The 11310-nt window shown below is 58.0% G+C and carries 9 protein-coding genes and 2 pseudogenes; 5 read left to right on the forward strand and 6 right to left on the reverse strand.

Translation table 11 applies throughout. The features are described 5' to 3' along the window. Positions 1 to 201, reverse strand: a pseudogene (locus tag NO347_RS17010) (ISH3 family transposase); the annotation flags it as partial. Between the two features lie 156 nt (positions 202 to 357). Between NO347_RS17010 and NO347_RS17015 the strand changes: the two are divergent. Together NO347_RS17015 and NO347_RS17020 are read left to right on the forward strand one after the other, a co-directional pair. Continuing rightward, positions 358 to 549: an AbrB/MazE/SpoVT family DNA-binding domain-containing protein gene (locus tag NO347_RS17015; protein WP_158599412.1), complete on the forward strand. Its 192-nt coding sequence runs from the start codon at positions 358 to 360 to the stop codon at positions 547 to 549. Between the two features lie 118 nt (positions 550 to 667). Beyond that, positions 668 to 865: a hypothetical protein gene (locus NO347_RS17020; protein WP_256290902.1), complete on the forward strand. Its 198-nt coding sequence runs from the start codon at positions 668 to 670 to the stop codon at positions 863 to 865. 84 nt (positions 866 to 949) lie between these two features. Here the strand turns inward: NO347_RS17020 and NO347_RS17025 are convergent, their stop codons facing one another. The 4 genes from NO347_RS17025 to NO347_RS17040 all read right to left on the reverse strand — a co-directional run bounded on the left by NO347_RS17025 (position 950) and on the right by NO347_RS17040 (position 5569). Continuing rightward, the gene (locus NO347_RS17025) at positions 950 to 1378 is read right to left on the reverse strand and encodes a type II toxin-antitoxin system VapC family toxin (protein WP_256290903.1); all 429 of its coding nucleotides are present in this window, start codon (positions 1376 to 1378) and stop codon (positions 950 to 952) included. Continuing rightward, positions 1378 to 1626 (reverse strand): AbrB/MazE/SpoVT family DNA-binding domain-containing protein, encoded by a 249-nt coding sequence (locus NO347_RS17030; RefSeq protein WP_256290904.1) that lies wholly within the window; start codon positions 1624 to 1626, stop codon positions 1378 to 1380. Before NO347_RS17030 ends, NO347_RS17025 begins: the two co-directional genes overlap by 1 nt. A gap of 653 nt (positions 1627 to 2279) precedes the next feature. After that, complete coding sequence (locus NO347_RS17035; RefSeq protein WP_256290905.1) at positions 2280 to 3314, reverse strand: sensor histidine kinase; 1035 nt, start codon at positions 3312 to 3314, stop codon at positions 2280 to 2282. A 278-nt stretch (positions 3315 to 3592) separates the two neighbouring features. Beyond that, positions 3593 to 5569: an SLC13 family permease gene (locus NO347_RS17040; protein ID WP_425492410.1), complete on the reverse strand. Its 1977-nt coding sequence runs from the start codon at positions 5567 to 5569 to the stop codon at positions 3593 to 3595. Between the two features lie 305 nt (positions 5570 to 5874). On the opposite strand from NO347_RS17040, the gene NO347_RS17045 reads away from it, so the two are divergent. Continuing rightward, entirely contained in the window at positions 5875 to 8613 is a 2739-nt protein-coding gene (locus NO347_RS17045; protein WP_256290906.1) for a cation-translocating P-type ATPase, read from the forward strand. A gap of 14 nt (positions 8614 to 8627) precedes the next feature. Here NO347_RS17045 and NO347_RS17450 read toward each other — a convergent pair. Further along, positions 8628 to 8838: pseudogene (locus tag NO347_RS17450) on the reverse strand (AI-2E family transporter); the annotation flags it as partial. Between NO347_RS17450 and NO347_RS17050 the strand changes: the two are divergent. Together NO347_RS17050 and NO347_RS17055 are read left to right on the forward strand one after the other, a co-directional pair. Then, on the forward strand, positions 8834 to 9097 hold the full coding sequence (locus NO347_RS17050; RefSeq protein WP_425492411.1) for a CBS domain-containing protein: 264 nt from the start codon (positions 8834 to 8836) through the stop codon (positions 9095 to 9097). The pseudogene NO347_RS17450 and the gene NO347_RS17050 sit on opposite strands and share 5 nt — an antisense overlap. A gap of 530 nt (positions 9098 to 9627) precedes the next feature. Beyond that, a complete protein-coding gene (locus NO347_RS17055; RefSeq protein WP_256290907.1) occupies positions 9628 to 10959 on the forward strand; it encodes a hemolysin family protein in 1332 nt (443 codons plus the stop codon). Positions 10960 to 11310: the final 351 nt, after the last annotated feature.

Below are 11310 nucleotides of genomic sequence, written 5' to 3' on the forward strand. Positions count from 1 at the left end.
TGAGTCGTCACTGGATTCACAGAGTTCGGAGATTGAGGTCCCGTCGGCGCAGGCGCCGACGAGGACCTCGTAGATGTCTTCAGTATCGATTTCTGCGTTGCTACCGAGGCTGAGCCCTACTTCCTCGCCAAGCGTGTTGACGAGGAAGTTAAGGAGCTGGTCCTCGTGGATTTCACCGTCTGCTTGCTGGGTATTGGACACACCGTCAGCAAGCAGACGTCTCAACTAACCGGCTTTGTGAAGTACTGAGACTAGGAAATCGGAGAATCACCGGAGAGTCCATTACAGACCCATTGGATGCCCTGGGGGACTACTGTCTTAACAGGGATCAAGTGGGTTCCACACGAGGAACAGGATATGTCGGAGTCCCTCACGGAGTTGTTCGCAGACACGCGTGCCGTCCAGGAGGCCAACGGCAGTTACACGATCACGATCCCCAGCGAGATCGCGGCCCGCTATGGGATCGAGGCCGGCGACGACGTCCTGTGGTACGATGACGGTGAGAGTGACGAGCCGCGGTTTCTGCCACCGAGTGTTCGCGACACCTAAGAGCAGAGATCTGGCTGTCTCGGAGCAGTTATTGCGTCAAACCGCAGCACTGTGTGTCCTCACTCACGAATGAGCGTGTTTTCCAAATGTTATTTTATGGCGCAGACTAGGACCCGATATGGCGGACACACCCGTCGATGCAATCGACGCCCTCCTTGCGGACGCGACAGCGGAAGTCGATGATCCAGAAGTCCGATACAAACTCAGAACCGCACGCCAGCTAACGGATGTCATCGAACAGCATCACGACGACCTCGTTGCAGTAGCCGTGGATGCGACCAGTAGTGACGAAGTCGAAAAGCAGCTCCACGAGTGAAGACGGTCAGTCGAGTAGCAACATACAGGGGGTCATAGAAGACTTCCCACACTCACACAGGAATCGTTCACTACAGGTACTCTCTCACGCAAATGGGTCCTCCGCTGTGGTAAGACGAGTGATTTCGGGAACACCGTCGAATCCGTCGTCGAAGCTGTAGAGGTATTCGACCTCCTCACGCTGCATCGTTGCAACAATGACAGCATCAGTTAACGAGAGTGACTCGTATCGTCGGAATACCGACCGGCCGGCGTTAAAATCCGTTTTCGAGGTCTGGATGAGTGAGAACCCGCTACTCTCGATGAGTGCATCAAGCGTTTCGGAAGCAACATCGTGGCCTGCTCTCGCTTGGAGATAGTTGATAACTTCTTCGAGAACATCGCTCAAGACGTATGCTGTCGGGAGGTCACCTAGGTCGATCGCATCTGAAATCGCTTTCCCTCGTTCGTGATTCTGATCGCGTGAAAGACGGGCCGCGATGAGAACACTTGCGTCAACGACAACGCTGGCCATTAGCGATCTCCAGCGATGAGATCGTGATCCGCTGCGGCATCGGTTGGCTCACCGATGTCGACTGGGTCCAACTGCGAAAACGCGCCGTAGTGTTGTTTGACGAGTTCAACCGAAATTGTCCCATCTTCGTCGACGTGCCAGCGGAGTTTGTCACCTGCTTCGACGCCTGCTTCTCTCCGTATCGCTGCCGGGACCGTAATCGAGTAGCTCTCGTTGACCGTCGTTTCATCCTCGACTTTGTGAGACATATCCATCTGTACGTGCCACTCACAAAAATAATTTGCCTGCAAATTATTTGCTAGATGTATCCTTTGTTTGTCCCGACTTCCGATGAACTATTCGCAAGCAGAGTCTCACGGCTGATTCGGCCCTGAAGTCCCGAAACATCTCCCGGTCACGAGGCCAATCTGTGGAGAGATAGTGCCAACAGCGCTACGAGTATCCTATCACAACGATTCGCAATGCGCTCGCTACAGGTGTTGCAGCGAGCAAGGCACCAATCGGGAAAAGCTAAGCAGTTTGCTGTTAGCACGTGGTGTATGTCCCTGTCAAGAGATGTCCTCCTGTTCAGTATCGTGTTGATGCTGTGGGCAGTTCAAATTGAAGCCAGCGGGTACGGCACCTCGAATAATATCGTTATCGCCTCTCTCGGGGTCGGACTGATTGGACTTATTGGGAGTTTCTTTTCGTCGCTGAACGCGCTGAGTCAGGCCCCAGAAACCGACTCCTCTGAGTAATACGCAATCGAATTCTCACCTAGCAGTCGTGTTGTGACTTGTACAGCAGACTCCCAGACCAAGATGGTCTGACAGGCCACACACCAGAATCGGATTCGTTCAGAACAGAGTACATATCTCGCACGCAGTTATCGTCAGCTCTCAAGGAATCCACCAGAGCCTCATTACTGGATTTCGACGCCAGTAAACTCGAACCGTGCGCCACCGAACTCACTTTCAGTCAGTTCGATATCCCACCTATGTGCGTCAGCGACCCGCTGAACGATAGCCAACCCAAATCCAGTTCCATCAGACGCAGATGAGTACCCAGGATCAAAAACTGCATCCCGTACGTCCTCAGGAATGCCCGGGCCATCATCTGCAAAGTAGATGGTCTGATCATCTGCTTGGCCGATCCAAAAAGTAACATCGTCCCCGCCGTGTTCAACGGCATTGCGAAGAAGATTCTCACAGATATGCCGGACGCGGTCTGGATCTGCACGAATCGTAATGTCGTCTTCGGCCTCCAACGTGGCCGCCGACGTGGCAACCATCTCCCAACCCTTGCTAATCGTACTCACGACATTGACCGGTTCCATCTCACCTACTCGTTGGCCGTTACGAGCGAGGAGTAGGGTATTTTCAACGATCTCTTCCATCCGGCTCAATGCAGTCTGAAGGGGCTCGGTGTGTTCGCTCTCGCACTCTTGATCAAGAAGCGTTGTGCGGCCTTGTGCGACAGCCAGTGGGTTCCGTAAATCGTGTGAGATGACGCTCGCAAACTCATCTAGTTGTTCGTTCTGGCGCTGGAGTTCTCGTTGCCGACGGAGTCGCTCCGAGACATCCCGGAATACGCCGTGGAAGAGCGGCTGATCCTGTTCCGCGTCGTCGATAGCCCACGCATTGATTTCGACGGGGATTCGGTCGCCATCAGCCGTGACTACGAACACGGGCGATCCATCGTCGAATTGTGAAATGACCGCCGGTTGCTGCTCAAAATGCGTCTTAAAGAGGTCTTCATACCGCTCTCGTTCGTTGGTAGGATGGAGGGCAAGTATGTCCATCGAGCGTAACTCTTCTTGCGTGTAGCCGAAGAACTCTTCAGCCGCTTGGTTCACCTCCACGATCTCTCCCGTCTCGGGGTTGGCAATCACAATTGAATCCGGCGAACTCTCGATAAGTCCCTGGATATTCAGATCATCTCCTGGGTCAGGCGACATTGGATACGATGCTGTAGAGATCCGTGACGTAAAAAATGTCAAATTGAACGCGCAGGTGCGCTGCCCCGGAAAGTAACAGTTGAGCCACGACCATCCAGTTCCAGATTCAATAGAGTGCTGAATGTGAGTCGAAGAGTAGGTAGTCGGGAGAGTCCGAATCACGAGGAGTTAGCGGATAATTAGACGTTTGTAAAATAGTGTAGATGGTGATCGGAATCCCCCGGGGTGACTGCAGTGTGCGACACCGGTGTCCAATACGGATCGGAGTCTCGATGTTGTCACAGACCCCAGAAGAACGCGATGCCGGCCGTCGTCACGACGGTCAGGATGAGCTGTAGCGGTGCCCCGACGCGCGCGAAATCGGTGAATTTGTACCCACCGGGACCGTAGACCATAAGGTTCGTCTGGTAGCCGACGGGACTGAGCAGGGGCGTGCTGGCGGCGAACGTCACCGCGAGGGCGAACGCGAAGGCGTTGACGCCGAGTTGACCCGCAACCTCCACGGCGATGGGGAGCATCAATACGATACTGGCGTTGTTGCTCATCATTTCCGTGATGATTGCGGTCCCCAAGTAGAATACTGCGAGCATCACGAGCGGCGGCAGCACGGTGCCCTCGGTGGCGATTCCCGACGCGATCAGATCCGCGGTACCGGACGCTTCGAACGCGATTCCCAGGGGAATGACGCCAGCGAGGAGGAAGATGACGTCCCAGTCAACGGCCTCGTAGGCATCCGCGGGGCGGAGGATACCCGAAAAGAGCATCGCGACGACGCCCACGAGCGCGCTGACCATTATCGGGAGGTACTCGAGGGCGGCCAGTCCGACGACGGCGGCGACGATGCCCAGTGCGATTGGAATCCGTGTCCGGTCGAAATCCTCCCAGCGCCTGTCACTGGAGACGACGATGTTGCTGTCATCCCGGAGACGGTCGAGGACGTCCTCGCTCGTCTGGACGAGTAACACGTCACCGCCCTGCAGGCGCACGTCCCGGAGGCGCTGGCGAATCACCTCGTTCCCCCGGCGGACGGCAAGCACGGTCACGTCGTAGTTTCGCTCGAATCCCGCAACGCCGTTCCGTCTGTTCAACCACGCCCCAGGGAGCAATACGATCTCCGTGAGCGAAACTTCGGCCTCGGCTTCCTCCACGTTTTCCGTGCTCTCACCGTCGTTTGTGGCCGGATTGGGTGTCACCGACGGTCGGTTCCACGCATGGTCTTCGGGCACGAATCCCTCGGGGAGCGGTTCGTCCCCGCCCGCTACGGCGTCAAGGAGTTCCGGCAGAAAATCGAGGTGTTCGTCCCCAATGACCTGTTCGAGCGTCTCCTGGCTCGCTCTGACCGAGAGGACGTCGCCGGCGCGGATCCGCTCGGTGGGAAGGCCGCGCACGATGCTGCGGCCGTTGCGCACGATCTGGAACACATCCAGGTCAAGGTCGCCGTGTCGCACCTCCCGTACCTGCGACCCGACAAGGTCGGAGTTCTCGTGGACGACGACGTCGGTCAGGTAGTCAGCCATGCCGAATTGGTCCGTGGGGGTCCCCCCGGCTGCGATTCGGGCTGGCGTGAGATACCGACCGACCGTGAGGAGGTACAGTATGCCGACGACCAGCACGACGGCGCCGAGCTGCGTGAACTCGAACAGCGAGAACGGTTCCGCGGTCGGGCCGCCGACCTGCGCCCAGATCTGGCTCGCGAGCAGGTTCGTCGACGTGCCGATGACGGTGAGCATCCCGCCCAGCATCGCGGCGAAGGAGAGGGGGATCAGCAGCTTCGACGGCGAGGTGCCGGTCTTCCGGGCGAGGGTCGTGACGGCCGGGATGAGTACTGCGACGATGGGCGTGTTGTTGACGAAACCCGCCGACGGGCCGGCCAGTCCGACCGTCGCGAGGAGTTGGCGGAATTCGCTGTCGCCTGCGAACGACTCCATTTTCTGCGTGAGTATCTGGATGACGCCGGTCTGTCGCACCCCCTCGCTGAGGATGAACATCGCCAGCACAGTGATGGTCGCAGGGTTCGAGAAGCCCGAAACGCCTTCCTCGGGGGAGACGCCCGTCCACGGACCGAGGAGGATCAACACGACCATCAGGGCGATCGCGGTGGTATCGATCGAAACCGGCTGGAAGATGAACAGGACGAGCGCGACGACGACGACCGCAAGAACCACGAGTACGTCGACAGAGACCGGCAGTTGCACGGGAAACTGCTGGAGTAGTGCTAGCGGTGCCAGGACGGGGTCGTAGGGTACGGTCGTCACGAATCAACCGTACGTAAATTCCTGCGATGGCGACATAGTAGTACGGTTCTCGTCTCTCCACCCCCGGTGTTCGACTAACACGGGCAGAAAATACTTCGTGTCCCTGTGAACGGCAGGCTTCGATCGTTCTTGGTCCGTTACTCAGCGTCCTATACAACAATTTTTCCATTCACGGCCGTACCTGGACACGAGATGTCTGCATTCTCGTCACCGTTCCGGTTTCGTGCCCGGACATCATCGGGGACTCACACCGCCTTTTTTACTGTTATCGACCATGGCTACTCACAGGGACTTCTCCTCTGGCAATGGACGAACACCCGATTCAAACGCCGTGGACGAAATCGTCTGATGAGATCATCGCGCATTACGAGGTTTCTGTAGACGAGGGACTGAGCGAGGACGAAGCCGAAACACGGCGTGAACGGGTCGGCCCGAATGCGTTGCGAGAGGCGGAACAGCGGGGCTGGTTGGGGGTTCTGGTTGACCAGTTCAAGAGCTTCATCGTCCTGTTGCTGGCGGTGGCAGGGGTGGCAGCCTTCGCACTGAACGAGAACGTCGAGGGTGTCGCTATCTTCGTCGTCCTCCTCATCAACGGGCTCATCGGATTCGTTACCGAGATGCGGGCCATCAAGTCGATGGAGGGTCTCCAGGAGATGACGGAGATCGAGGCCCGCGTTCGCCGGGAGGGAGAGGTGAGGGACGTTCCCGCGGAAGAGCTGGTACCGGGCGACGTCGTGGTCCTCGACGCCGGGAACGTCGTTCCGGCCGATCTTCGAGTGATCGAGCCCTCCAAGCTCCAGGCCGACGAATCGGCACTCACCGGCGAGTCCGTTCCTGTCGGAAAGACGAGCGACGTCCTTGAGGAAGACGTGCCCCTCGCCGAGCGGGAGAACATACTCTACAAGGGGACAAACGTGACGCGGGGGACCGCCGAAGCGATCGTGGTGGCCACGGGGATGGACACGGAACTCGGTAAGATCTCGGCGTCCCTTCAGGGAGAGGCTGAGGAGAAGACGCCGCTCCAGCAGAAGCTCGATGACCTCGGACAGAAACTCGTTCCGTTCCTGCTCGTCGTGGCTGCGATCGTCCTCGTCTCGGGCTGGCTCAGAGGACAGGATCTGTATCTGATGGTCGAGACGGCCATCGCACTGGCTATTGCGACCATTCCGGAGGGGCTGCCGGTCGTCGCCACGCTCGTGCTCGCACGCGGGATGTGGCGGATGGCGGACCGCAACGCCCTCATCAACAACCTCGGCTCCGTCGAGACGCTGGGTTCGACGAACATCATCTGTACCGACAAGACGGGCACACTGACGGAGAACGAGATGACCGTCAGCCAGTACGAACTGGCCAACGGCTCGGTCGCCGTCACCGGGACCGGACTCGGCACCAAGGGGGCGTTCCAGCACGGCGACGAGGAACGGGGTCAGCCACAGGATCCCGCCCTCCAGGAAGCGCTAGAGGTGGGCGTTCTCTGTAACAACGCGTCAGTGACTGAGGAGGATGGCAAGACGGCTGTGACGGGTGATCCGACGGAAGCTGCCCTCCTGATAGCGGGATTGAAGGCCGGTATAGATCGGGACGATCTCCTCGAATCGATGCCGGAGGCCCACGAGGTGTCCTTCGATCCGTCCGTCAAGATGATGGCGACCTACCACGAGCTAAACGGGTGCTACAGGGTCGCCGTGAAGGGTGCGCCTGAGGCGGTCGTCAAGTCGTCGACCCAGCTGGTAACGGGTGACGGCACCGAGCCTCTCTCGGACCGCGATAAAGAAGAGTGGATCCAGAAAAGCGAGGCTATGGCCGAAGACGGATTGCGCGTCCTCGCTCTCGCCAGGAAGGAGGTCGAGAGTACGGACGACCCGCCGTACGAGGAGCTGTCGCTGCTCGGGTTGGTCGCCATGATCGATCCCCCACGCGAGGAGGTCAAATCGACCATTAAGAACTGTCTGGACGCGGGGTTGCGAATCGTCATGGTGACCGGTGACCACCCAGGGACGGCTAAAAACATCGCCCGGAGTGTCGGGTTGATGGACCCGGAGGATGACGAGATAATCCAGGGGAGCGAACTCGACGACCCCGAGAACCTGTCTCAGGACGAGATGGAGCGGTTCGTGAACGCGTCGGTCTTCGCGCGGGTCGCCCCGGAGAACAAGCTCGATTTAATCGACATCCACCAGGCAGTCGGGTCGATCGTGGCCATGACCGGTGACGGGGTCAACGACGCGCCGGCGCTGAAACGGGCCGACATCGGCGTCGCCATGGGTCAGCGAGGGACCCAGGTCGCCCAGGAGGCGGCGGACATGATCCTCCAGGACGACAACTTCACGAGCATCTACCACGCCATCAGGGAGGGGCGGATCATCTTCCGGAACATCCGGAAATTCGTGCTGTATCTTATGTCTTGTAACCTCAGCGAACTGCTGGCCATTCTGATCGCCGCACTCCTGGGCTTTCCGCTGCCGTTGCTCCCCCTGCAGATCCTCTTTCTCAACGTTGTGACTGACATCTTCCCGGCGTTTGCACTGGGAGCGTGCGGGGGCAGCAAGGATATTATGAACACGCCACCAAGGGATCCCGACGAGGCGATCCTGACCCGGACGCACTGGACCGAACTGGGGCTGTACGGAGCGATGATTGCAGTCGCGACTGTCGGCGCGTTCGTGATCGGGGGCGGCATATACGCCGGCGGTATGGGGGCCGACGAGGTCGTCACTATGTCGTTCCTCACGCTAGCGTTCGCCCAGCTCTGGCACGTGTTCAATATGAGAGAGCTCACGTCGGGCATCGTGCGCAACGAGGTCACCGAGAACGCGTACGTCTGGGGTGCCCTCGGCCTGTCCGCTCTGCTGGTGATTGGCACGGTCTACCTGCCGGGGGTTTCGCTGGCACTGAGCACTGCCCCCATCGGTCTCGAAAGCTGGCTCGTCGTGCTCGGAATGAGCCTGCTCCCTCTCGGCGTCGGACAGATTGTCCTGGAGTTTCGCCGTCGGTTTGGGACTCCGAAGCTGGGGACGCGACTCGAAGAGCTGTTGTTCGATTGATTACGATCGGTTGGTCAACCGATGTCGCTCTCGTCGATCTGGGACCAGTTATCCAGGCCGACGCGGAGAGCGGCTTTGAGTGCGCCGAGGACGACGGGACCGAATAATCCCGAATGCGTACGCTCCTCCGAGGATACCGAGGAGGATGACGGCAGGATTGAGCTTGGCGTACCTGTCGACGGCGAAGGGACGGAGATAGTCGTCGGTGAGCCCAACTCCGATGACCCTTCAAGCAGACACGCTCATCAGCGATGCCGTCGACCAGTTTCAGGACGAACACCAGGAACTCGCGCTCGTGTACGATGAGGACGAGGAGAACGTCGTGGGACTGATCTCCGCGACGGACGCCCTCGAAGCAGTGATGGGTGAGATCGAAGACCCGCTGGACATCAAACTCCAGGAACGAAAGAGCGCCCCCAGTGAACTGGCCTTACGAGTCCAATGCCGACGGAATCTCCACGACCTCCTCTTCAGGGTGTCATAGAACTAGTCACAAGGAGTTACTTTGGACCCGTTGGCCGGCAACAGAACAGTGTACACCTGATGAAGACGATGCTGTATCTCATAGGGATTATCGTAACTGTTCGGAGATTCTCGCCGTGCCGTCCGGCGAGAAATCTATGGAGACTTACGATAATCCCTATCAGTGCAGCTTCAACCCTCTTCTCGCGAGTGTTCCCCTCATCAATCGGGCGGTAGTACCAACCTCTGACAGAAACAGGATGCGAGAGTTAGAGAGCGAGAGCACGTTAAAATGCTTATTCCGAATTGTGATATGAGAATTAAAACCCCTACCGCCGAATATCAGGGATAAATCTCCCTCTTACCCCTTCTTACAGTACCCACAGAGAGTGAGTTCAGCAGGACAGTCTCGGTGAGGAAATATACAGGACTGATTCGATACCCAACCAGTCAGCTCGCTTTGAACTTATTTTAAATAATTTTAGTAGATGGAACGAGAGGCCCCCATATGGACACACGACAATCAAGTAACCCTAGCTTCCAGCCCCACCGATGGTAAATATCGCGCTCTCGCTGGCGCAGGTCGTCCTTGCACTGGCTCTGGTGGTGTTGAACGGCTTTTTTGTCGCTGCAGAGTTCGCCTTCGTACGGATACGGGGGACATCGGTCGAACAACTTGCTGAGGAGGGACGCCCCGGCGCGGGGACGCTCCAAGAAGTGATGGTGAGCCTTGACGACTATCTCGCGACGACGCAACTCGGCATTACTATCGCCTCGCTCGGGTTGGGATGGGTCGGCGAACCCGCTGTGGCGGCGCTCATCGAACCCATATTGGAACCGATTCTCCCGGCGGGTCTCATCCATCTCGTCGCTTTCGCAATCGGCTTCAGTATCATCACGTTCCTCCACGTCGTCTTCGGTGAACTCGCTCCGAAGACGCTCGCAATCGCCCAGACCGAGCGACTCTCCCTGTTCCTCGCCCCGCCGATGAAGGTCTTCTATTACATCCTCTATCCCGGAATCGTCGTCTTCAACGGGGCTGCCAACGCATTCACGCGAGCACTTGGTGTGCCCCCCGCTTCCGAAACGGATGAGACGCTCGGCGAGCGGGAGCTCCTTCGGGTATTGACTCGATCCGGTGAGGAAGGAGACATCGACGTTGCGGAAGTGACGATGATCGAGCGGGTCTTCGATCTCGACGATGTCGTGGTGCGGGAGGTTATGGTTCCACGACCGGACGTGGTGAGCGTTCCCGCCGATGCCTCGCTCTCCGACCTCCAGTCGATCGTCCTCAAGGCTGGTCATACGCGCTATCCAGTTCTTGATGCCGACGACAGCGACCAAGTGATCGGATTCGTAGACGTCAAGGACGTGCTCCGAGCGGAGGTGGAGGACGGTGACGCCGAGATAGTCGGCGACATCGCCCGCGAGATTATCATCGCTCCAGAGACGATGGCACTGAGCGATCTCCTAAGACAGTTCAGGGAAGATCAACAGCAAATGGTCGCAGTTATCGACGAGTGGGGGGCATTTGAGGGGATTGCAACGGTTGAAGACGTCGTCGAGGCGCTCGTTGGAGACCTCCGGGATGAGTTTGATATGGACGAGCGTGAACCCTCGATTCGCCGGCGTGGCGATGAGGGGTACGACATTGACGGGGGCGTACCGCTATCGAAAATAAACGATATGATCGAGGGAGAGTTCACAAGTGAGGAGGTCGAAACGATCGGCGGACTGGTACTCGAGCAACTCAACCGCGCGCCAGAACGTGGCGATCACGTTGAGGTCGACGGGTACGTCATTGAGGTGACGAACGTTGAGGGAACCCGAATTTCGACGGTCTGGGTTCACGAACGTGAAGAGGATGATTCAGTGGTAGACTGATCTGGATTATGGTAGCCGGTCGGAGGTCCAGATTGGGATTGTCGTAACTGTTCAGAGATTCTCGCCGTATCGTCCGGCGAGAAATCTATGGAGACTTACGATAATCCCTAAGAGACCCTCGACCGGCAGAGGTATGAGATTCGCATAAAAGCGAATCGATGGACCACTGCGATACCAGACACGCGCGTTGTATCATCACGGCTTTAGGAAGACGATCTGAATTTGTTATAGAGATTCGAGGCGCATACCCCCGCCTTCCCGTGAGGGACGAGCGTTCCGACACCTGTTGTCGGAACCGAGGACTGAACAGGCGGGGGATGAAGCCGACACGGTGAGCAACAGACAACCGAG

The sequence above is a fragment of the Halobellus inordinatus genome, assembly GCF_024464655.1.
GTDB classification, from domain to species: Archaea; Halobacteriota; Halobacteria; order Halobacteriales; family Haloferacaceae; genus Haloquadratum; species Haloquadratum inordinatus.

Bases quoted from the DNA above. Each gene is read 5' to 3' on its own strand.
- NO347_RS17020 (WP_256290902.1), top strand. From the start codon at position 668: ATGGCGGACACACCCGTCGATGCAATCGACGCCCTCCTTGCGGACGCG.
- NO347_RS17055 (WP_256290907.1), top strand. From the start codon at position 9,628: ATGGTAAATATCGCGCTCTCGCTGGCGCAGGTCGTCCTTGCACTGGCT.
- NO347_RS17045 (WP_256290906.1), top strand. From the start codon at position 5,875: ATGGACGAACACCCGATTCAAACGCCGTGGACGAAATCGTCTGATGAG.
- NO347_RS17030 (WP_256290904.1), bottom strand. From the start codon at position 1,626: ATGTCTCACAAAGTCGAGGATGAAACGACGGTCAACGAGAGCTACTCG.
- NO347_RS17035 (WP_256290905.1), bottom strand. From the start codon at position 3,314: ATGTCGCCTGACCCAGGAGATGATCTGAATATCCAGGGACTTATCGAG.
- NO347_RS17015 (WP_158599412.1), top strand. From the start codon at position 358: ATGTCGGAGTCCCTCACGGAGTTGTTCGCAGACACGCGTGCCGTCCAG.
- NO347_RS17050 (WP_425492411.1), top strand. From the start codon at position 8,834: ATGACCCTTCAAGCAGACACGCTCATCAGCGATGCCGTCGACCAGTTT.
- NO347_RS17025 (WP_256290903.1), bottom strand. From the start codon at position 1,378: ATGGCCAGCGTTGTCGTTGACGCAAGTGTTCTCATCGCGGCCCGTCTT.